Below are 21,457 nucleotides of genomic sequence, written 5' to 3'. Positions count from 1 at the left end.
GCGTCCCCCGCCTTGCGATGCGCCGCGTCCGACGCCGCACGCCGATCCACCGGGGATTACGGGACGGCCCTCGGCACAACCCCCTGACCCCGTTCGTCCGCAACCCGCAGAGAGGACCCGCTCGTGAGCCGTCACCGATTGCGCTGTCATGTACGTGACATGCAGCGTACGTTCATCGCGCTGGTGGGCGCACTGCTCCTCGCGCTCACCGCACTGCCCGCGACCGCAGCCACCACCGGCAAGGCCCCCGCCTTCAGAGCCCTGCTCTTCACCCGCGCCGTCGGCTACGTGCACGCCTCCATCCCGGCCGGCATCCAGATGTTCAAGGAGGAAGCGGCCGCCGGCGGATTCGAGGTCGTCGAGACCGCCGACCCCGCGGTCTTCGACACCACGAAGCTCAAGGACTTCGACGTCGTCGTCATGCTGCAGAACTCCGGCATGGTCTGGGACACCGACGCCCAGCGCGAAGCGATGCAGGCCTACGTACGCGGCGGTGGCGGCGTCGTCGCCGTCCACAACACCCTCGACATGGGCATCGAGGAGACCTTCCCCTGGTGGGACGAGGCCATCAACGGCGGCGTCCACATGCCCGCCCACTCACCCGGCGTCCTCCAGGGCACGGCCAAGGTCGCCGACCGCGTCCACCCCTCCACCGCGGGACTCCCCGAACGCTGGGAGCGCCCCGAGGAGTGGTACAACTTCGACAAGAACCCCCGCGGTGACGTCCACGTCCTGGTCACCGCCGACGAAACCACGTACAACCCCGGCGGCTCCGCCATGGGCGCCGACCACCCGATCTCCTGGTGCCGCAACACCGAGGGCGGCAGGGTCTGGGCGACCGCCATGGGACACGACACTGCCTCGTACAGCGAGGCCGCCTTCCGTACCCATGTCATGGGCGGCGTCAGGTGGGCCGCGGGCAACAAGCCCGGCGACTGCGGCGGCACCGTCTGGAGCGGCTACGAGAAGGTCGCACTCGACGACAACACCGCCGACCCGATGGAACTCGACGTGGCCAAGGACGGACGGGTCTTCTACGTCCAGCGCAGCGGCGAGGTCAACATCTACGACCCGGCGACCCACGCCACCACCACCGCCGGGAAGCTCGACGTCTACACCGGAGGCGAGGACGGCCTGGTCGGCATGGAACTCGACCCGGACTTCATGAAGAACCACTGGATCTACCTCTACTACGCCCCCGCGGGCGCCCCCGAGGACGTCAACCGGCTCTCCCGCTTCACGGTCGAGGGCAACACCCTCGACCGCGCGAGCGAGAAGAAGCTCCTCGACGTCCCCGCCTACCGCGACCGCACCTTCCCCGAGCCCGGACACACCGGAGGGGCCGTCGAGTTCGGCCCCGACCGCACGCTCTACCTCGGTGTCGGCGACGACACCCCGCCCAACCTCGACCCGAACTGGCAGGGGTACGCCCCGCTCGACTGGCGCGAGGGCAAGCAGATGCTGGACGCCGCCCGCACCGCGGGCAACACCGACGACCTGCGCGGCAAGATCCTTCGCATCAAGCCCAAGAACTCCGGCGGCTACACCATCCCCAAGGGCAACCTCTTCGCCCCCGGCACGGCGAAGACCCGCCCCGAGATCTACGCCATGGGCTTCCGCAACCCCTTCCGCTTCACCGTCGACCCGAAGACCGGCTACGTCCACGCCTCCGACTACGGTCCCGACCGCGGACTGCCCACCACCGACCGGGGACCCGAGGGCCTCGTCGAGTACAACGTCATCAAGAAGGCCGGCAACTTCGGCTGGCCGTTCTGCCACGGCAACAACCAGGCATACGCCCCCTACAACCCGGACACCAAGGAAATCGGCCCGAAGTTCGACTGCGCCAACCCGGTCAACCCCTCGCCCAACAACACCGGCCTGACCGAACTCCCGCCGATCCAGCAGCCGGAGATCTGGTACGGCTACGGGGAGTCGAAGGAGTTTCCCGAGGTCGGCAGCGGCGGCTCGGCCCCGATGAGCGGCCCCGTCTACCACTACGACCGGAAGAACCCGTCCACCACGAAGTTCCCCGCCTACTTCGAGGGTGCGAGCTTCTTCTACGAGTGGTCGCGCGACTTCGTCAAGGAAGTCCGCTTCGACAAGGACCAGAAGGTCCTGAAGATCAATGACTTCCTCTCCACCCAGAAGTTCAACAAGCCCATGGACATGACGTTCGGACCCGACGGGTCGCTCTACGTCCTCGAATGGGGCAGCTCCTTCGGCGGCGGCAACAACGACTCCGGGCTCTACCGGATCGACTACGCGCAGGGACAGCGCGCACCGGTCGCCAAGGCCGCCGCCTCCGCCACCGACGGCCCCGTCCCGCTGAAGGTCGACTTCTCCAGCCGGGGCAGCGAGGACCCGGACGGCGACACGCTCAGCTACGCCTGGGACTTCGACGGCGACGGCACCTACGACTCCACCGAGGCGGACCCCAGCCACACCTACACGGCCAAGGGCGACTTCGCCGCCCAGCTGAAGGTGACCGACTCCACCGGTAGGTCCGGCTACGCCAACATCCCCGTCACGGCGGGCAACACGGCCCCGAAGGTGACCATCGACTTCCCGGTCAGCGGCAAACTCATCGAGTTCGGCGACAAGATCCCGTACAAGGTCACGGTCACCGATCCCGAGGACGGCCCGGTCGACTGCTCCAAGGTCACCGTCAATCCGGCCCTGGGCCACGACGACCACGAGCACCCCACCACCGACATCCCCGGCTGCGAAGGGACCGTGGACACCGGTGACCTGGGTGGGCACCCCGAAGGCGCGGACCTCACCTACGTACTCAACGCCAAGTACACCGACAAGGGCGGCGACGGCGTCTCCGCCCTGACCGGCTACGGCCGCGCCGTGCTCCAGCCGAAGCACAAGCAGGCGGAGTACTACGACGCGCAGTCCGGCACCCGGATCGTCGCCCAGGAAGGAGCCGAGAACGGCAAGCGGATCGGAGACGTCTCCGACGGCGACTGGGTCGCCTTCGACCCGATGAGCGTCGAAGGCATCGGCACGGTCAGCTACCGGCTGTCCTCACCCAACGGGGTCGGCGCGATCGAACTGCGCGCGGACGCCACCGACGGCCCGCTGCTCGCCACCACCCCGGTGCCCAATACAGGCGGCTGGGACAACTACCGGGCGACTTCGCCCGTGCCCGTCCAGGAACTGAAGGGCACCCACAAGCTGTACCTCGTCTTCACGTCCCCGCAGGACAATTCCTTCGACGTGGACGCGGTCGACTTCAGGAGTCCCTGACAGCACATCGGAGCGCTGCGGGCCCGGTGTGTCGGCACCGGTCCCGCAGCGCGCGTCCCCCCCCTGGGCAGGGTCAGCGAGTGCCGACCGCGGCACGCACGGCCCTGCGGGCCATCGCGCAGTCGTCGTGCAGCCGGCGCAGCAACAGCCGCTGCTCCTCGCTCGACGACAGCGCACCCGGGCGGTCCTGCCCGGCGCCCGAGGCCGCCGAGTCGCGCATGGCCCGCTGCACGGCCGTCTCGTACGTACGGATCTCGCGGGTCAGCACCAGCATCAGGTTCACCAGGAACGCATCCCTTGCCGCGGGCCCGGTGGCCTGCGCCAGCTGGCTGATCTGACGCCGCGCCGCCGGTGCGTCACCGAGCACTGTCCAGAGCGTCGCCAGGTCATAGCCGGGCAGATACCAGCCCGCGTGCTCCCAGTCCACCAGCACCGGGCCCGTGGGCGACAGCAGGATGTTGGAGAGCAGCGCGTCACCGTGGCAGAACTGGCCCATGCCCTGACGGCCGCCTGCGTGCGCCAGACCGTGCAGCAGCTTCTGGAGATCGCCCAGATCCCGGTCGGTGAACAGCCCCAGCTCGTGATAGCGGGCGATCCGCGAGGCATAGTCGAGCGGGGCGTCGAAGAGCCCCGGCGCCGGCCGCCAGGCGTTGACCCGGCTGATCGCGCCCAGCGCCGCCCGAATATCGGCCCGGGGCGGAGCCTCCGACGGATGTCTGGTCAACGCGGCCACCCGGCCGGGCATCCGTTCGATCACCAGAGTGCAGTTCTCCGGATCGGCCGCGATGAGCCGCGGCACGCGCACCGGCGGACGGTGCCGGACGAACGCACGATATGCAGCTATTTCGTGGCGGAACCGTTCCGACCACGCGGGGGAGTGGTCCAGTAAACACTTGGCGACCGCGGTCGCACGGCCGGTGGAGCCGACGAGCAGCACCGAACGGCCACTGCGGCGCAGCACCTGGACCGGGTTGAACTCGGGGCAGATCCGGTGCACCGAGGTGATCGCCATTCTCAGCTGCGCGCCCTGCGCGCCGGACAGGTCCAGCCGGCCGCTGAGCGGGGGGCCCACCAGACCCGCCGGCCGCCGCGGCCGGACCGCGCCGGGCGCCGATGGAGCGGCATGCGGAGCGAGGTACGGTCCGCCGCCGGCCCCCAGGGGACGGAGCGGCCGGGACGGGGCGGTCACGGAGGACGATGCTGTGTACATGGGCGAGACAGATCCCTTCGCGCGCCGACAAGTTGCGTGCACCGCCCCGGCCGGCGGCCGTTCGGCACCCTGGGGAGTACCTAGGGCTGCCGGGCGGGGTGGCGCTTTCCTACCTGACACCGGCCGACGGGTGGCAGACCATGTGGCGCACCCTGGCGAACCCTGGCGAATAGTCGCAAGGCATCTGACAGGGGGTTACTGTCAACACAGCCGAGAACCTGGGGGCTTGACGTGACCGGAGAACCCAACACCCGCCTGTCCGACCTGTTCGGCCTTGCCGGCTGGTCCAAGGGCGAACTCGCGAGAATGGTGAACAGACAGGCGGCGGCCATGGGCCACCCGCAACTGGCCACCGACACCTCGCGGGTGAGGCGTTGGATCGACATGGGGGAGTCCCCCCGCGATCCCGTGCCCAAGGTGCTGGCTGCCCTGTTCACCGAGCGACTCGGTCGTGTCGTGACCATCGAGGACCTCGGGTTCGGCCGACGCGGGCGTGTGGGGAAGCGGCGAGAGGCCGGGACGCAGGACAATCCCGACGGACTGCCGTGGGCGCCCGAGCGGACGGCAGCGGTCCTCACCGAATTCACGGGAATGGACCTCATGCTCAACCGACGCGGCTTGGTGAGCGCGGGCGCCGCGCTCGCCGCAGGATCGACCATCACCGGCCCCATGCACGACTGGCTGCACTCCGACCCCGTACTGGCGGCTGACGCGCCACGGATCGACGACCCGTTGTACGCGGACCCGGCCGGTTTCGACCGGTACGAGGCCGCGCCCATCGGATCGGACGAGATCGAGGCGCTCGAACGCTCCGTCGAGGTGTTCCGCGCCTGGGACGCCTCGCGGGGCGGCGGACTCCAGCGCAAGGCCGTGGTGGGCCAGCTCAACGAGGTGGGCGGCATGCTCGCCTACCGCCACCCCGACCATCTCCAGCGCCGACTGTGGGGTGTCGCGGCCAACCTCGCGGTACTCGCGGGATGGATGTCCCACGACATCGGCCTCGAACCGACCGCCCAGAAGTACTTCGTCATCGCGGCGCACGCGGCGCGCGAGGGCGGCGACCGCCCCCGCGCGGGCGAGGCGCTCTCCAGGGCGGCCCGTCAGATGGTCCACCTCGGCCGTCCCGACGACGCCCTGGACCTGATGAAGCTCGCCAAGTCCGGCTCCGGCGACATGGTGCTGCCGCGCACCCAGGCGATGCTGCACACCATCGAGGCATGGGCGCAGGCGTCCATGGGCCGCGGCCAGGCGATGCGGCGCACGCTCGGCAAGGCCGAGGAACTCTTCACCTCGGACAAGGGCGATGTGCCGCCGCCCAGTTGGATGCAGATGTTCGACGAGGCGGATCTGCACGGCATGCAGGCCCTGGCGTTCCGTACGCTCGCCGAACACGATCCATCGGTGGCGATCGTGGCTCAGCGCCATGCCAAACAGGCGCTGGAGCTGCGGGCCAACGGACGCCAGCGGTCCAAGATCTTCGACTACATCTCGCTCGCCTCGGCATGCTTCATCGCCGACGATCCCGAGCAGGCCGACCGGTACGCGCGACTCGCCCTGGTGACGATGGGGGAGACCTCCTCGCACCGCACCTGGGACCGGCTGCGCGAAATGTACCGGCTCACGGGCCAGTTCGCGGGCTACGCGAAGATCCAGGATCTGCGTGAGGAGATCGAGCTCTCCCTGCCGCAGAGCTCCATCATCAAGCAGCCCAGGCGGTCCTCGCAGATCTGAGACGCGGGCGTCGCGATGAAGGGGCGCCGAACACAGGCCGTCCGAACACTGCACCCGTAGGCGGGTCAGCCCTCCTGCGTCATTGCGCCGTGTCCGGTGTTCCATGTGCCCGAGTGGTTCTGTGCGCGTGCTGCCGTGCTGCTACGCCCCGAAGCGGGCGATCAGTACGCAGGCGTCGTCCAGGCGCTCGGTGTCGCCGAACTCCGCGACGACGGTCCGCAGGCACTCCTGTGCCGAACGGGCCTGCGCGAACCGAGGTGCCAGAGCAAGCAGCGCGTCCGGGCCCGCACCCCGGTCGCTGTGACGGTTCAGCCCGTCGGTGTGCAGTACCAGCACGTCGCCGGGCAGCAGGCGCACCTCGTCCTGCTCGTACGCGACCCCGGAGGCCGCGCCGAGCAGGACCCCGTCCGGCGCGGGCAGCGGCCGCCCCACTCCGTCGCGGAACAGCAACGGCGCGGGGTGCCCGGCCTGCGCCCAGGCAAGGGTGCCGGTGGCCGGATCGACACGGCAGTACACCGCGCTGCCGAGAGCGGATTGGACGGAGGATTCCAGTAACTGATTGAGGTGCCCCATCAGAGCACCCGGCTCGATGCCGGCCACGGCCATTCCGCGCAGCGCGCCCAGCAGCATCGCCATGGCCGAGGTGGCCTGGATGCCGTGGCCGGTCAGATCACCGACCGTGAGGACGGTCCTGCCGTCCGGCATTTCCAGCGCGTCGTACCAGTCGCCGCCGATGAGTGAAGTCGACTCCGACGGAAGGTAGTGGGCGGCGATGTCCAGCGCGCCGGGCCCCTGCGAGGGAAGTCGCAGCGATCCCCGCCACGGGGGGAGGACGGCCTCCTGGAGCTCGACCGCCAGACGGTGCTCGGTCCGTGCCCGGTGCTCCCGCCGGCGCAGCGAGTCATGGGTCCGGCGTAGCGCCTGCTGGCTGCGCCGCAGCTCACTGACGTCGCGCAGGACGGCCCACATGGAGGCGGTGCACCCGTCCGGGTCGAGGACGGGCTCACCCATCATGTGGAGTGTGCGAATCCGGCCGTCGGTCCGCAGAATGCGGAACTCACCGTCTATCGGCTTTCCGTCCACCAGGCAGTCCGTCACCAGAGAGGTGAGCAGGGGCTGGTCCTCGGGAAGGAGCATGGACGGGAGCTCGTCCAGTGAAAGCGGCCCGGCTTCGGAGGACCTGCCGAAGATCTGGAACAGCTCCTCGGACCAGCTGACTTCGTCGGTGAGCAGATTCCACTCCGCGCTGCCGACGCGGCCGATCAGCGATCCCGGTTGCGGATCGTCGTAACGCGCCGGTGCACCTTTATCCGCCGAGTCCTGCGCTGCCTCCTGCGCCGAGGCCTCCGCGAGGTGCCCGGAGGCCGGGGACGACAGGCCCTCCCGGAGCTGTCCCAGGTGCGTGCCGAGATCATCGAGATGATGGACCGCGAGATCGCAGAGCGCCCGTTGCCAGCGCAGCTGCGGGTCTTCCTCGTCGATGAGCACCGTGTCCCGCCGCACGGCGTCCACATCACCACGGAGCCGAAGGGTCCGGTTGATCAGCGCATCGACGGCGTCGCGCTCGGGTGGCTGTGGGGCGGGGCGGTCCGCGGACAGATGGGGCGGCATCTCGTACTCCGATACTGGCGCGGCACGACCAAGTCTGAAAGGTGGACCGGAGACGACTGTGGCACAGCCTGCGGGGGCCCGTAAGGGATTTGGCAACACTCGATGCGTTCTTGCTTCTGGCATATGCCACAGGCTGCACAGGGTGCCGATCCGTCGAACAGCCTTGCTGCCGACGGACGTTGACGCAAGTCATCCGGCGTGTGCGGACGGTTGTGCGCCCGCGCGCGTCGTTCTCTCGTCACGCGCCTGGCCCGATCGGGGGCATATGCGCGGCGTCGCGGGTGCCGCGCGGGAATGCGGTTCGGGTCGGCCGCGTTACAGGACCAGAACGAAACGAAACCCATTCCCACCAGAGGGGGTGGGGTCGGTGCAAGAGTCTGGAGGCGCCCATGGCCCGCAGTGAGTCCCGCCCCGTCGTGACGCTCCGGTCGACGGCCGGAACCGGGCAGAGCTATGTGACGCGCAAGAGCCGTCGGAACAACCCGGACCGTCTGGTGCTGCGCAAGTTCGATCCCGTGGTGGGGCAGCATGTGCTCTTCCGTGAGGAGCGCTGACCGCGGAGCTGCCGGAAGGCCTCATTCCGTGCTGTGGATCACAGTGCGGGGTGCGCATTTCCGGGAACGGGGAGCGGTGGTTTATCGTTCACCTATATGTGGATGTCGCGCACCGCGCCCACTCGCAAACCGCCCCGGCTGGATTCCCCCGATCCGGCCGGGGCTTTCCTCTGTGCCCGAGCTCCGTCGTGGTCAGCCCCCGGACGGCCTTCGGCGCAACGTCTCGACGAGCAGCGCGCCCGCCGCCGACAGCGCGGCCGGCACTGCTGCCGCGCCCGGCCACAGGCGTACGGCCAGCGCGGTCACGGCCGCGCCCACCACGACCGCGATCAGTCTGCCTGCCACCCAGCGGTCCCGCTGCTCCCACGACCGCAGAGCCGCCCGGCCGACGAGGGCCGTGAGCGTGCCGGTGAAGTAGTTGGTGGGCGTCGCGCGGATACGGCCCTGGATGCCCATGGCCACTGCGACGAGGACCAGCAGCCCCAGTCGGTCCCCGTCGGAGGTGACCGGGTCCAGCGCCCACAGCACGGCCCCCGCCGTCAGCAGGACCACCTCGGTCAGCAGCATCACCGGCAGCGGCCACCGCAATCGCTCGTTCATCCACGCGCCGCAGGTGACACCGATGCCGTAAGCGACCAGCGCGGTGATCACCCGCAGCGCCACCCCGTGTTCTCCGGCACCGGCGGCGGAGATGCCGAGCAGCACCAGATTTCCGGTCATCACCCCGGCGAAGACCTGGCCGACGCAGATGAAGGCGAACGCGTCGGCCGCCCCGGAAGCGGCCGACAGGAGCAGCAGGGACCATTCGCCCCGTGGATCGAGCCCGGCGCTGACGGCGGGAGCGGAGGGGCGCGTGGGAGTGGACACGCCTGCATTCTCGGTTCGGGCGCCGCCGGGATCACGACTCGCGGCCCGCACGGCGCGCCGGGCCGGGGTGGTCCCGTACGGCCGGGGCGCTGACATACCCCACCGCGTCCTTCTAGAGTCCTCCGTCGTGAACAGGCATATGACGTTCGAGCGACTGCACAACTTCCGCGACGTCGGGGGCTATCCGGGGGAGGGCGGCCGACCGGTTCGCCAGGGACGGCTCTACCGGTCCGATTCGCTGGGCAAACTGCGCGGCGAGGACTGGGACCGGTTCCTGGCCCTGGGGATCGGCACGGTCATCGACCTGCGGTACGACTGGGAGATCGCCGCCAAGGGGCGAGTGCCCGAGGCGCCGGGACTGCGTTACCACCACCTCAGCATCGAGCACCGGCCCTACGACCAGGCCGCACTGGGACCACAGGTGGAGACCGGGCGCTTCCTGGCCGACCGGTACGCCGAGGTCGCCCACGACGGAGCCGTCGAACTCCGCCGCGCCCTGGAGGTGATCGCCGCCGAGGACAGCGGACCGGTCGTCTTCCACTGCGCCTCGGGCAAGGACCGGACCGGGCTGCTCGCCGCACTGGTCCTGTCCCTGCTCGGCGTGGCCGAGGACGACATCGTCGCCGACTTCGCGCTCACCGGGCTCGCCACCGAACGGCTGCTGGCCGACTGGCGGGCGGACCACCCCGGCCAGGAACCGGTCTGGCCCGGATACGGCCGGGCGCCCGCCGACATCATGCGGTTCTTCCTGGCCGACCTCGCCGCGGCACACGGCTCCGTCCACGCCTACGCCACCGAATTCCTCGGTGCCGAGGAGGAACTGGTGGAGGCGTTGCGCGGCAACCTCCTCGAACCCACCCGGTGAGTCCGGGTGCCCCGGCCGCGGGTCGGGGCACCCGATCGGCCCGCGGCCGATTGCGGGTCGTTCCTTTCCGGCCCAGCGTGGGGTGACGCCGTATGTGCCGATGGCGTACGGGTCACCGCCGACGAGGAGCGACATGGCTGACGCCCAGTGGAGTCCGGGCCCGAGGGCATGGATCGCCGCCGAGTGGCTGCCCGTGCTGGACATCGTCGAGCCGCCACGACAGCGCCGGCTCACCGTGCTGGTGCGGCTGCTCCTGCTGATCCCGCACTTCATCGTGCTGTTCTTCCTGCACATCGCGGCCGTGGTGACCGTCATCGTGGGCTGGTTCGCCGCGCTGTTCCTGGGCCGGCTGCCCGGACCGGTCTTCCGATTCCTCGCCGGATACCTCGGCTACCAGGTACGGGTCGGCGCGAGCAGCATGCTGCTCGTGGACCGCTATCCGCCGTTCGCCCTCGACCCGTCGCCGGACTACCCGGTCCGGATCGAAGTCCGGCCGACCGGCCTCAACCGCCTGGCTGTCTTCTTCCGCCTGATCCTGATGATTCCGGCGGCCGTCGTGCAGAGTCTCGCCCTGTCCGGCTGGTGGGCGGTGGCGATCGTCTGGTGGCTGATCACCCTGATCCTGGGACGAATGCCCCGCCCGCTCTTCGAGGCCACGGCCGCCGTGCTCCGCTACGAAATGCGCTTCGGCGCGTACGTGCTGATGCTCACCCCGGCCTACCCCAAGGGCTTCTTCGGCGACGACGACCTCTCCGTACCGCAGCAGCAGGCACGCTCCGCCACGCGGCCCCTCGTCATGAGCGGCGCGGGCAAGGGACTGCTCATCCTGTTCCTGGTGCTCGGGGTGGCCACCTCCATCACCACATCCACCACGACCACCTGGTCGAACGAGCCCACCGACGGCATGTGAAAAACCCTGTCCGGTTCCACCGCGGACGAGGCATGATCATGCCATGACATGGACAGCGCCCGAAGTGACGCGCACACCCGGTTCACTCGTGGCCGGCGAGCGGGAGATGCTCACGGGCTATCTCGCATGGTTCCGCAGCTCCCTGCTGCACAAGTGCGCGGGCCTGACCGGGGAGCAACTCGCCGAACAGACCGTATCGCCGTCGAACCTCACCCTTCTGGGACTGATCCGCCACATGGCGAAGGTCGAACGCGTCTGGTTCCGGGAGCGGTTCGCCGGCCAGGTGTTCGATCCCATGTACGACCCGGGGAAGGGTAAGGACGCGGACTTCGAGGACCTGGACCCGGCCCGCGCGGCCGAGGACTATGCCCGCCTCGTCGAGGAATGCCGGCTCGCGGACGAGATCGTCGCCGAGGCCTCGCTGGACGACACCTTCGTCCATGGCGGCGAGGAGTACTCGCTGCGGCTGATCCACTTGCACATGATCGGGGAGTACGCGCGCCACACCGGCCACGCCGACCTGGTGCGCGAGGGCGTCGACGGTGAGACGGGGTGGTGACGCGCCGCTGAGCCGGGCTCGGCGGGGCCGAGTGCGCCGGAAGGACGGACCCGGCCGAGTCGGGCCCGGCGGTTCGTCATCCGGCGTCGAGCCCGTCCCCCAGCACGTACAGCTCGGGCAGATTGACGACGATCGCCTCCTGCGTGCTGCGGGCGATCACCACGACCGCCTCTTCGTCGGCGCTGGGATTCTCCTCGCGATGCGGCACGAACGGTGGAACAAAGATGTAGTCGCCGGGAGAGGTGCGGATCCGGACCTCCTCGGCCGCACCGCTCGAGTCGTCGAGGAACACGAACTCCGGGTGCCCCTTGATCACATGGATCGCCGTCTCGGAGTCGCCGTGGTGATGGTTGGACGAAGCCGTCCGTGCCGCCACATGGGTCTGGCCCATCCAGATGCGCCGCGAGCCGACCCTGCTGCCGCTGATCGCGGCGAACCGCCGCATTCCGCCCGTCTGCGCGGTGTCGCCGTCGAGCGCGTCGGCACGGATGTGGTGGAGCCGGGCGTGCAGCGGGAGTCCTCGGCCGTCGGTGTCGCCGTCCCCGTCGTCGTGGGCGGGAAGATCGGGGTGGAAGGCGTCGTGGCCGGCGGAGCCGGACGGGCCGGGTGGAGGAGCGGGGTGGGAGACCATGGCATTCCTGCTCGTCGGGGGGCGGGCACGGTCGGCGCCGCACCACGGAGTCCGGCCGGGTCGTGCCGGCCTGCGCCGTGAGTCCGGCACCGCGCGGTCAGAGCGTATGCCGAGCGTCGGCACGGGGGCGAGGAGGCGAGCAGGGCGGCGACGTCAGGCATGCCTGGTACGTCTGCGCGCCTTCGGCCCCGGGCGTGTCCGAGGCGCGGTACGCCCGGTGAGCGGCGGCACCGCACGACGCCGACATCTTGACGTGGACGCGTCGATGGGTATGGTCTGGTCCAAGTGCAGTGCCCTGCCGGACGTCCGTCCCGGGCGTACGCGGCAGTGGCTCCTGCCGTGCCCTTCGCACTTCTTGGCCCCCACACTGGAGAGGCCGGTCTGCCACTGCCGGGCCCCCATAGCCCGCTCGTGTGCGGCGACGCCTCATGTGAAGGAGAAGCATGCACACGAAAAGGAAGACCGCCGCGGTCATCGGTGCCTTACTCGCACCCGTACTGGTCCTGACCCTTCCGGTCGGTTCCGCCAGTGCCCACGGGTACATCTCGTCGCCACCGAGCCGCCAGGCCCAGTGCGCCGCCGGGACCGTGAGCTGTGGAGAAATCAAGTACGAGCCGCAGAGCGTGGAAGGTCCCAAGGGGCTGACCAGCTGCAGCGGCGGCAACGGCCGGTTCGCCGAACTCGACGACGACTCCAAGGGATGGACGGTCACCCCGGTCAGCCGCAGCACGTCCTTCCAGTGGGTGCTGACCGCCCGGCACGCCACGAGCACCTGGCAGTACTTCGCGGGCGGGCGGAAGATCGCCGAGTTCGACGACAACGGCGCGCAGCCCGGCGCCACAGTCACCCACCAGGTCGACTTCGGCGGTCTGACGGGCCGACAGAAGGTCCTCGCGGTGTGGAACATCGCGGACACCGCCAACGCCTTCTACGCCTGCATCGATGTGAACGTCGGCTGACCGGCGAGCCCGGCCGGCGGTGCGTCGGAGCCCTCACCCGCTCGTGCGGGCTTCGGCGCACCGCCACCAGCGTGGCGCAGCCGTGATCTGTCGCGCGTGACGAGGGGGTGGTGTGTCCGCGCCCTCCGGGGAATCATCCGATCCCTGTTGTCGGCCCTCTGGTGATCCGTGGCCAACTGCGGTGCTTCCACTGCTCACCCTTCCTGCTCGGGTTCCTTCGACGGCGTACGCGCCCACAACAACACGGTCTACGTGGGCGACGGAGTCAGCCAGACCGTGGTCAACGAGAACACGACCAAGAAGCACGGCCTGACCCTGACCGACAACATCGTCGTCAAGGAGGGCACGGGAACGGCCTCCTTCAACCTGAGGAGCGACGGCGTCACCCTGTCGCACAACACCCTCGTCAATGTCCGCAGCGCCCCCGTCAACCCGGGCGGATCCACCGCCGACCCCCGGTTCACCGACCGCACCGGCGCGCTGCCCGACGGCCTGCGGCTGCACACCGGATCACCGGCACTCGGCGCCGGCACGGCCGTGGCCGGCGACGTGGACAAGGACCTGTACGGCAATCCGGTCGCCGACCCGCCGAACATCGGCGCGTACCAGGGCCCCGGAGTGGCCGGCGCCGCCCCCGATCCGGTGGAGGCCGCCCCGGCGGGCCTGGTCGACGGAGGCTTCGAGAAGGGGCTCGCCGACTGGTCCACCCGCAACGCGACGGCGTCCACCGACGCCCGCACCGGATCCGGCGCGCTCCGGCTGAACGCCCCCGCGGGGAACTTCGCCACCGCCGAGCGACCGGACTCGAACCCGCCACCGTGTACGAACTCAGCGGCTGGATCCGCAGCGACGGCACCCCCACGGCCCTCGGCGCCAAGGGATACGGCGGCAGCGAGGACAGCCAGGTATCGGCCACCACCTGGACCCGTACCGCACTGCAATTCACCACCGGAGCGAACAGCACCACCGCGACCGTCTACTGCTACCGGGAGAAGCCCGGCCAGGCGTTCTGCGACGACCTGGAGCCGACCGGGTCGGGCCCCGAGGCGGTGCTCACGTCCAAGGTGAAGGTCGGCTTCGGCGGCTCCTTCACCACCGCCACCGGATACACGCCCTCGACCGGGGAGAACGTCGACGGCACGCTCAGCCGGATGGCCGGCAGCGAACAGCTGGACGGCGGCGCCGTGACCCTCGCCTCCCGGGACGTCCTCACCGCCCACCACCCGGACTACCTCGCCAGGTACCCGGCGGAGTCGGACGTCTCCATCCGGCCCGGCTGGTTCTGGCACGCCTCCCAGGACAGCCAGGTGAAGACGCCCGCCAAGCTGCTCGACCTCTACCGCACATCGGTCGGCCGCAACTCCGTACTGCTGCTGAACGTGCCGCCCAACAGGGCCGGCCGGATCAGCGATCCGGACACCGCCGCGCTGGCGTCCTTCGGGCAGACCGTACGCGCCACCTACGGAGCCAACCTGCTGGTTCCGCCCGGCGGCTCCCCGCTGACGGACGAACAGCTGACCTCCGCGTGGAGCCCGGCCGGCGACGCGCACTCGGGGGAGACGGTCCTGGAGTCCCCGCAACCGGTCACGTTCGACCGGGTCGTGCTCCAGCAGGACATCACCCGCGGGCAACGTGTCGAGTCCTTCGCCGTGGACATCTGGGACGGCACCATGTGGAGGACCGTCGTGCAGGCGGGCACCATCGGGTACAAGCGCATCGAGTACCTGAGCGCGCCCGCCACCGCGTCCAAGGTCCGTCTGCGCGTCCTCGGCGCCCGCGCCAACCCGCACGTGGCGAAGCTGGGGCTGTACAAGGCTTCCTGACCCTCCTCGGCATCGGTCGGAGCGGGCGACTGCCGTCCCGCCCGGTGCCGTCCCGTTCCATGCCGTTGCGAACGCCCCGGCGCCACGCAGCCGGGTGCGGCTATGCCGTGGGGCCTTCCCGGTCATGGACACGCCGGGCGTGCGGAACACCGGAGAGGGGCGCGGAAGGGGTCGCGGGAGTGCCGCTGGTGACGTGCCCGGTGCGGATCCGTGGCCCAGGATCGTCATCGAGCGGCAGAGTGTCGGTCCAGTAGATGCTGAGCATCGTGCGGAGTGTCGTCGGATGCTGGCCGGGGCCGGTGGGCACGGTCAGCCGGTCGAGATGCTGCCACAGCTCGTGGTCCACCTGCTCGGCGCCGCCGCCGTTGCGGGCATGGACCGCTTGATGGCGTTGGACGGCAACAGCGAGTTCGCGGAGCGTCTCCCGGCTCTGCTGTCCGGCGCTGTGGCTCTGTGCGCGGTTCACGTTCCGCTGCTCCTGGCCCAGCTCGGTGATGGCCCGCTGGACACGCTGGTGGAAGTTGGCGGTGCGGCGGCGCAGGGACTCGAAATCGGCCCGTGTGGCGAACCATTCGCGCTTGCCGGCCTCGCCCCGGGCGAAGCACTCGATGCGGAACTCCTCGCGCTCGGTCTTACGGCGGCGCAGGACGCTCGCGGTCCGTTCGTGGACATGCGTGAGGATCTTCCGGGCTCGCGGCAGATTGTCGGGGTGGATGATCGCCGCCCACGTTCTGGCGTCACGGGTGGGCGGGTGAATGTTCGAGGTGAGCAACTGCTCGAATTCTTTGTCGTCGAGCTGCGCGAGGTCCTGGGCGTCCACTACTGGCCTCCAAGCCGGTGTTGGGCGGTATGTGTCCAGCGTGGCGTATGACACTGACAAGCAGGTAGAAATCCGGAAATAGAACGCGCCGGAGCTGAAGGCCGCAACCGGCCCATTCGTGACGGTGTGTCAGCGAGAAGGATCGCCAGGACGGCGTACACACCACGGATGCGACGCGATCGACGGGCGCGGATCCGAGAACACGCCGCTCTCGGAAAGGCACGAAGCCATCCTCCGCATGTCCGAAACTGAACCCGACCGAAGCCGCTCACCGGGCGTTTCTCCTCCCTCGTAGAGTGGGTCGCCGAACCAGACGGGGGAGATCCATCGTGACCAGCGGTACGCAGCAGGCAGCCGAGATACGCAACACGCCTGCCCGGATCAGCATGTGGGCGGCCGTTCTGGGCGTGTGCCTGATCGTGGCCGTCTTCGCGACGCCCATGTTCTGGCTCATGTACGGCGGTTACTACACGTTCTTCATGTTCGTCTCCGCCGTCGTCGCCATCCCGGCCGGTCACCTCGGACGCCGGCGCGGCAAGCGTCCGGGAGGCCGGGACCGGGGCCTGGCACTGCTCGGCATCGTCACCGGGTGGTTGCTGATCCTCTGCAGCCTGCTGCTGGTACTGGCCTACGCCGGGGTCCTGGCGGGACTCGCCTTCCTGGCCGACTCCGCGAGCTGAGTGCTGTGTTCGCGGCCGTCCGGGAGCCATGGGTCGAACCATCGCGGGTACAGCCCTTAGGCTGCTGCCCATGACTCAGAGCCCTGTCGAACTGGTGATCTTCGACTGCGACGGTGTCCTCGTGGACAGCGAGCGGATATGCGTCAAAGTGGACGCGATAATCACGGCCGACCTGGGATGCCCATTCACCGAGGCCGAGATCATCGAGCGGTTCGTGGGCTCGTCCGACGAGGTCTACACGGCAGCCGTGGAGGAACGGCTCGGACGGCGGCTGGAGAAGGACTGGCAGCGGAAGTACGAGCATCTGTACCGGACGGCCTTCGACGCCGAACTGACCGCTGTCGACGGCATCGCAGAGGTTCTGAACTCGCTCACCACACCTGCCTGCGTCGCATCGAACGGCGACCACGACGGGATCAGACGAAACCTGGAGATCGTCGCCCTGAGTGATCACTTCGCGGGGAACATCTTCAGCGCCCACGACGTCTCGACCGGCAAGCCCGCCCCCGATCTCTTCCTGCATGCTGCCCGTTCCATGGGCGTGGACCCCGGGCGCTGCGCGGTGATCGAGGACAGTGCGTACGGAGTTCAGGCGGCCCGCGCCGCCGGGATGCGGGCCTTCGGCTACTGCGGCGGTCTCACACCGGCCTCGCGGCTCGAAGGACCGGGCACCACCGTGTTCGACGACATGCGTGAACTGCCCGAGCTGCTGGCGGCCGTGACCCACTGACGCCGGGGCGGACCCGACACGCAGGCCGAAGGCCACTGCCGCACAACAGCCGCTGGAGCAGTCGGAGCACATGGACTGCACCGTCTGCCGCCTGATCAGCGACGGCACCGCCCGCCGGGTGAGACGCGGGCCCATGGCTTCCGTGTTCGCCCCGCTGGACGGATGACGACTTCTCCACCCGGCCGACGGGGCGTTCACGGCGTGGGACCGTCGTGGCGAGGACCCGGGCCGGGTGATGTGCCGGCGGGCGTACGTCCTCAGGAGCGCCACAACGGCGCGCGCACCACATCGTCCTCGGAGACACCGCAGTTGACACCGTTGACGACCTCGTCCTCCTTGATGTCCCAGCCGACGACACCGTTGTCCTTGCGCCCCAACTCCACAATTCGTGCTCGTGCGTTGCCCTGCCCGGTGTCGACATCGCATTCGACGACGCACGTCCAGGAGCGGCCGTCCACCGCCCCGCTCAGCGCGATCACGGGGAGCACAACCCCGCCCCACAGCAGGGCTGCCGCCCTCGCGGTGTCCGCGGCACGTTCGAGCCGGCCGGAGGGCGAGGTGCGCCTGCCGCTACCGCGCTCGCGGCGCCCGGTGCGGTACTCGACGATCACGCCGAGACGCAGCACGTACGCGACGAGGGCCACCGCGCCCCCCCACCACAACCCGTGGAAGGCGCCGACCACCAGCGCGAAGGTGACCGGGCGACGGCGGCCTGCACCAGCATGTGAGCGGTGGGGGTGTCCGCGTGGACCCGGGCGCCGCCCCTGGCGGCGAAGTACGCGTACGAGGTGCGCGTGACCACGACGGCGAGCACCGAGTCGAGCAGCGCGTTCTTGAGGAGCATGCCGATCAGGACGTCGGGCCGGTTGGACGGCTCCATGGCGACGAGCGCCTCACTCGCCTCGCCTCCGGCCGCCCAGCGTCCGGGCCGGCTCGAGGACGGGCACGGCGAAGACGACCGCCAACAGCACGATGCGGCCGGGGCCGCCCTTGAGATCCTCCGACTTCTCCTTGTCGCTCATGGCTCAAGTCTTGGCGGGGTCCGGGCGGTCGGTCCGGGGGTCACCCGATCGGTGTACTCCCGGCCGGTTCGTCACCGGGCCGGGAAGTCCGTGACGCCGTGGTGTGCGCTGACCGCGGGCGATGGGCGGGCTTCCGCGCCGTTGCGTGACGGGGTATGCGTTGGTCTAGTGAAATCACCTGCCCATGGGGGCCACCAGGCGAGCCCGACGAGCCGTGAGCCCCGGGCACCCCACGTCCGGGTCCGGCGCAGGGCGATCCCGGCCGGCCATCCCTCGCGCGCTCCCCCAACCGCACTCACTGGACGGTGACCATGACCATGTCCTCCTTCGGCTCCCTCGGCGGCCCGGACCCGTTCTCGGAAATGCTCAACCGGTTCTTCGGGATGTCCCCGGCGTCCTCACCGCCACAGGTGCAGCGGGTCCCCATCGGGCGGCTGCTGACCGATTCGGCCCGCGAGCTGATAGGCCGGGCGACCACGCGCGCGACCGACGACGGCAGCCGGGACCTGGACACCGAGCACCTGTTGTGGGCCGCCACCCAGGTGGACCCGGCCCGCACCCTGCTCCAACAGGCCGGGGCGGACCCCGACGAGCTGGGCAAACGGATCGCCGAAATCCTGCCGGGGGAGAGCGCCACCCCGTCCGCGGAGCCGAGTCTGACGCCCGCCGCCAAACGCGTACTGCTCCAGGCCTACGAGCGTTCCCAGGCGGCCGGAGTCTCCTACATCGGGCCGGAGCACATCCTCGGTGCGCTGCTGGACACCCTGGAGTCCGGTGCGGCCAAACTGCTCGCCGCATACGGCACGGACACCGGCAAGCTGCGGCGCGAGGCGGAGAACGCGGCACGGGCGGACGGCACCCCGGCGGCGGCCGGCACGAGCGACACCCCCACCCTCGACCAGTACGGACGCGATCTGACCGAGGAGGCGAAGGCCGGGAAACTCGATCCGGTGGTCGGCCGGGCCGAGGAGATCGAGCAGACCGTGGAGGTCCTCTCACGGCGTTCCAAGAACAATCCCGTACTGATCGGTGAGCCCGGTGTCGGCAAGACCGCGATCGTGGAGGGAATCGCCCAGCGCGTCGTGGCCGGAGACGTCCCCCGTACTCTCAAGGACAAACGGGTGATCGCGCTGGACCTCTCCGGTCTGGTGGCGGGTTCCCAGTACCGCGGCCAGTTCGAGGAACGGCTCAAGAACGTCATCGACGAGGTCAGCGCCGCCGCGGACTCGACGATCCTGTTCATCGACGAGCTGCACACCGTGGTCGGCGCCGGGGCATCGGGCGAGGGCGCGATGGACGCGGGCAATATGCTCAAACCCGCACTGGCGCGTGGTGAGCTGCATGTCGTCGGAGCGACGACCATCGACGAGTACCGCAAGCACATCGAGAAGGACGCCGCCCTGGAACGCCGCTTCCAGCCCGTCCTGGTGCCGGAACCGACGGTCGAGGAGACCATCCAGATCCTGGAGGGCCTGCGCGACTCCTACGAGGCCCACCACCAGGTCCGCTTCGCCGACGACGCCCTGGTGGCGGCCGCCGAGCTGTCCGACCGCTACATCAGCGACCGCTTTCTGCCGGACAAGGCCATCGACCTCATGGACCAGGCAGGCGCCAGGGTACGGCTGCGTTCGCTCGGCAGGTCCACCGAAGTCGTCTCCCGCGAGGACAGGCTCGCCAAGCTGAAGCGGGAGAAGGACGAAGCCGTCGCGTCCGAGGACTTCGAGAAGGCCTCCGGGCTGAAAGGGCAGATCGCGGAGACCGAGTCCGAACTCGCAGGCATCGAGGAACGCCGTGAGGGCGTCATGGACGTCACCACCGCCGACATCGCCGATGTCGTCTCCCGCCGCACCGGCATCCCGGTCACGCAGCTCACCGCCAGCGAGAAGGAGAAGCTCCTCAAGCTGGAGGACGCGCTGCACTCCCGCGTGGTCGGCCAGGACGAGGCGGTCACCGCGATCGCGCAGGCGGTGCGCCGCAACCGGGCCGGAATGGGCGACCCCGACCGCCCCGTCGGCTCCTTCCTCTTCCTCGGACCAACCGGTGTCGGGAAGACCGAACTCGCCAAGGCCCTGGCCGAGTTGCTGTTCGGCGACGAGAAACGCATGGCCCGCTTCGACATGAGCGAGTTCCAGGAGAAGCACACCGTCTCGCGGCTCGTCGGCGCACCGCCCGGATACGTCGGTCACGAGGAGGCCGGCCAGCTGACGGAGAAGGTACGCCGCCAGCCGTACAGCGTGCTCCTGTTCGACGAGGTGGAAAAGGCCCACCCCGACGTCTTCAACACGCTGCTGCAGGTCCTCGACGACGGACGTCTGACCGACGCGCAGGGGCGAACGGTGGACTTCCGCCACACCGTCGTCATCATGACGTCCAACATCGGTGCCCAGCGCATCCTCGCCCACAAGGGCGATGTCTCCGAGATCCGCGACGACCTCATGGGCGACCTGCGGCGCCACTTCCCGCCCGAGTTCCTCAACCGCGTCGACGAGACGATCATCTTCCACGGCCTCGACAAGGACGACCTCGGCCGCATCGTCGACCTCATGCTGGACGGCAGCAAACGCCGTGTACGGGCCCAGGGCATGGAGCTGGAAGTCACCGAGGCGGCGAAGAAGCTCCTTGTCGCGCACGGCCACCAGCCGGAGTTCGGGGCCCGTCCGCTGCGCCGCACGATCCAGACCGAACTCGACAACCGCATCGCCTCGCTGCTGCTGAGCGGCGAAGCGGAACCGGGCGACACCATTGTCGCCGACGTCAAGGACAACGCTCTGGTCTGCTCGACCGGCCGCCCGGAGACCTCCGCCGAGGCAGCGGCCGAGGCCGGGACCACGACGGCCGCAGCCGAATAGGCCCCCGCCGCCCCGGACCACAGGGCTGCCGCGCAGTTCACGCAACTGCGCGGCAGCCCTGCGCGTCGGGCGGGCCCCGCGACTGGACCCGTGACATGTCCGACCGGGTGGCTGGAATACCTTCAGCAGGGATACCCCGCTGTGCAGGAATGGGTGGACTCCACCAGGGCCGAACTCAAGAAGCCCTCCGCTCCCGCACTCGCCGAGGCTGCACAGACCATGTCCCTCGCGCAGTGGCAGCGCACGTACCCCCGGTAGGACACGTGAAGGCGGCTTCGGGGGGGGGGGAAAAGGGGGGTGTGTCAGAAAAAAAGAAAAACAAAAGATACACTCCCGAGGAACAAAGGAGGAGGAGGAAAGCGTTTCCGGGGTGGTCAACCA

At 69.6% G+C, this 21,457-nt stretch carries 19 protein-coding genes; 11 read left to right on the top strand and 8 right to left on the bottom strand.

Translation table 11 applies throughout. The annotated features are described in order from the left end of the window. Positions 1 to 159 precede the first annotated feature (159 nt). A complete protein-coding gene (locus ACFV8T_RS15140) occupies positions 160 to 3,255 on the top strand; it encodes a ThuA domain-containing protein (RefSeq protein WP_385327640.1) in 3,096 nt (1,031 codons plus the stop codon). A 73-nt stretch (positions 3,256 to 3,328) separates the two neighbouring features. Here the strand turns inward: ACFV8T_RS15140 and ACFV8T_RS15135 are convergent, their stop codons facing one another. Beyond that, entirely contained in the window at positions 3,329 to 4,465 is a 1,137-nt protein-coding gene (locus ACFV8T_RS15135) for an aminoglycoside phosphotransferase family protein (RefSeq protein WP_385327639.1), read from the bottom strand. 231 nt (positions 4,466 to 4,696) lie between these two features. On the opposite strand from ACFV8T_RS15135, the gene ACFV8T_RS15130 reads away from it, so the two are divergent. Next, entirely contained in the window at positions 4,697 to 6,196 is a 1,500-nt protein-coding gene (locus ACFV8T_RS15130) for a hypothetical protein (RefSeq protein WP_385327637.1), read from the top strand. A gap of 141 nt (positions 6,197 to 6,337) precedes the next feature. On the opposite strand, the gene ACFV8T_RS15125 is transcribed toward ACFV8T_RS15130, so the two are convergent. Beyond that, the gene (locus tag ACFV8T_RS15125; protein ID WP_385327636.1) at positions 6,338 to 7,807 is read right to left on the bottom strand and encodes a PP2C family protein-serine/threonine phosphatase; all 1,470 of its coding nucleotides are present in this window, start codon (positions 7,805 to 7,807) and stop codon (positions 6,338 to 6,340) included. Between the two features lie 389 nt (positions 7,808 to 8,196). Between ACFV8T_RS15125 and rpmG the strand changes: the two genes are divergently transcribed. Then, on the top strand, positions 8,197 to 8,361 hold the full coding sequence (rpmG, locus tag ACFV8T_RS15120) for a 50S ribosomal protein L33 (RefSeq protein ID WP_266424178.1): 165 nt from the start codon (positions 8,197 to 8,199) through the stop codon (positions 8,359 to 8,361). 192 nt (positions 8,362 to 8,553) lie between these two features. Here rpmG and ACFV8T_RS15115 read toward each other — a convergent pair whose 3' ends face one another. Continuing rightward, positions 8,554 to 9,228: a YoaK family protein gene (locus ACFV8T_RS15115; protein WP_385327634.1), complete on the bottom strand. Its 675-nt coding sequence runs from the start codon at positions 9,226 to 9,228 to the stop codon at positions 8,554 to 8,556. 127 nt (positions 9,229 to 9,355) lie between these two features. Here ACFV8T_RS15115 and ACFV8T_RS15110 point away from each other — a divergent pair, with 127 nt between their 5' ends. The 3 genes from ACFV8T_RS15110 to ACFV8T_RS15100 all read left to right on the top strand — a co-directional run bounded on the left by ACFV8T_RS15110 (position 9,356) and on the right by ACFV8T_RS15100 (position 11,562). After that, entirely contained in the window at positions 9,356 to 10,093 is a 738-nt protein-coding gene (locus tag ACFV8T_RS15110; RefSeq protein ID WP_385327633.1) for a tyrosine-protein phosphatase, read from the top strand. Between the two features lie 133 nt (positions 10,094 to 10,226). Next, positions 10,227 to 11,003 carry a DUF4389 domain-containing protein gene (locus ACFV8T_RS15105; RefSeq protein WP_385327632.1) on the top strand — a complete coding sequence of 259 codons (777 nt, stop codon included), beginning with the start codon at positions 10,227 to 10,229 and terminating at the stop codon, positions 11,001 to 11,003. Between the two features lie 43 nt (positions 11,004 to 11,046). After that, positions 11,047 to 11,562, top strand: a complete 516-nt coding sequence (locus ACFV8T_RS15100) for a DinB family protein (RefSeq protein ID WP_385327630.1) — start codon at positions 11,047 to 11,049, stop codon at positions 11,560 to 11,562. A 76-nt stretch (positions 11,563 to 11,638) separates the two neighbouring features. Here the strand turns inward: ACFV8T_RS15100 and ACFV8T_RS15095 are convergent, their stop codons facing one another. Beyond that, a complete protein-coding gene (locus ACFV8T_RS15095) occupies positions 11,639 to 12,193 on the bottom strand; it encodes a cupin domain-containing protein (protein ID WP_385327629.1) in 555 nt (184 codons plus the stop codon). 443 nt (positions 12,194 to 12,636) lie between these two features. On the opposite strand from ACFV8T_RS15095, the gene ACFV8T_RS15090 reads away from it, so the two are divergent. Both ACFV8T_RS15090 and ACFV8T_RS15085 read left to right on the top strand, forming a co-directional pair. Continuing rightward, the gene (locus ACFV8T_RS15090; protein ID WP_385327628.1) at positions 12,637 to 13,152 is read left to right on the top strand and encodes a lytic polysaccharide monooxygenase auxiliary activity family 9 protein; all 516 of its coding nucleotides are present in this window, start codon (positions 12,637 to 12,639) and stop codon (positions 13,150 to 13,152) included. Positions 13,153 to 13,970: 818 nt separating this feature from the next. After that, entirely contained in the window at positions 13,971 to 14,975 is a 1,005-nt protein-coding gene (locus ACFV8T_RS15085) for an alpha-L-fucosidase (protein ID WP_385327627.1), read from the top strand. 100 nt (positions 14,976 to 15,075) lie between these two features. Here ACFV8T_RS15085 and ACFV8T_RS15080 read toward each other — a convergent pair whose 3' ends face one another. Continuing rightward, complete coding sequence (locus ACFV8T_RS15080) at positions 15,076 to 15,795, bottom strand: hypothetical protein (RefSeq protein ID WP_385327626.1); 720 nt, start codon at positions 15,793 to 15,795, stop codon at positions 15,076 to 15,078. Between the two features lie 329 nt (positions 15,796 to 16,124). Here ACFV8T_RS15080 and ACFV8T_RS15075 point away from each other — a divergent pair, with 329 nt between their 5' ends. Then, a complete protein-coding gene (locus ACFV8T_RS15075; RefSeq protein WP_385327624.1) occupies positions 16,125 to 16,475 on the top strand; it encodes a DUF4190 domain-containing protein in 351 nt (116 codons plus the stop codon). A gap of 70 nt (positions 16,476 to 16,545) precedes the next feature. Further along, complete coding sequence (locus ACFV8T_RS15070) at positions 16,546 to 17,205, top strand: HAD family hydrolase (RefSeq protein WP_385327622.1); 660 nt, start codon at positions 16,546 to 16,548, stop codon at positions 17,203 to 17,205. A 257-nt stretch (positions 17,206 to 17,462) separates the two neighbouring features. On the opposite strand, the gene ACFV8T_RS15065 is transcribed toward ACFV8T_RS15070, so the two are convergent. Genes ACFV8T_RS15065 through ACFV8T_RS15055 form a run of 3 tightly spaced genes read right to left on the bottom strand, consistent with a single transcriptional unit; the run spans position 17,463 to position 18,227 of the window. Further along, positions 17,463 to 17,849 carry a hypothetical protein gene (locus tag ACFV8T_RS15065; RefSeq protein ID WP_385327621.1) on the bottom strand — a complete coding sequence of 129 codons (387 nt, stop codon included), beginning with the start codon at positions 17,847 to 17,849 and terminating at the stop codon, positions 17,463 to 17,465. Continuing rightward, on the bottom strand, positions 17,813 to 18,085 hold the full coding sequence (locus ACFV8T_RS15060) for a hypothetical protein (RefSeq protein WP_385327619.1): 273 nt from the start codon (positions 18,083 to 18,085) through the stop codon (positions 17,813 to 17,815). The genes ACFV8T_RS15065 and ACFV8T_RS15060 overlap by 37 nt, the downstream gene beginning before the upstream one ends. A gap of 13 nt (positions 18,086 to 18,098) precedes the next feature. Then, the gene (locus ACFV8T_RS15055) at positions 18,099 to 18,227 is read right to left on the bottom strand and encodes a hypothetical protein (RefSeq protein WP_385327617.1); all 129 of its coding nucleotides are present in this window, start codon (positions 18,225 to 18,227) and stop codon (positions 18,099 to 18,101) included. Between the two features lie 311 nt (positions 18,228 to 18,538). Between ACFV8T_RS15055 and ACFV8T_RS15050 the strand changes: the two genes are divergently transcribed. After that, complete coding sequence (locus tag ACFV8T_RS15050) at positions 18,539 to 21,076, top strand: ATP-dependent Clp protease ATP-binding subunit (RefSeq protein ID WP_385327615.1); 2,538 nt, start codon at positions 18,539 to 18,541, stop codon at positions 21,074 to 21,076. Positions 21,077 to 21,457 lie beyond the last annotated feature (381 nt).

This window comes from Streptomyces sp. NPDC059832, assembly GCF_042731715.1.
GTDB lineage: Bacteria > Actinomycetota > Actinomycetes > Streptomycetales > Streptomycetaceae > Streptomyces.
Note: the sequence above shows the minus strand (reverse complement) of the source record. Positions and strands in the feature narration are given on the sequence as shown.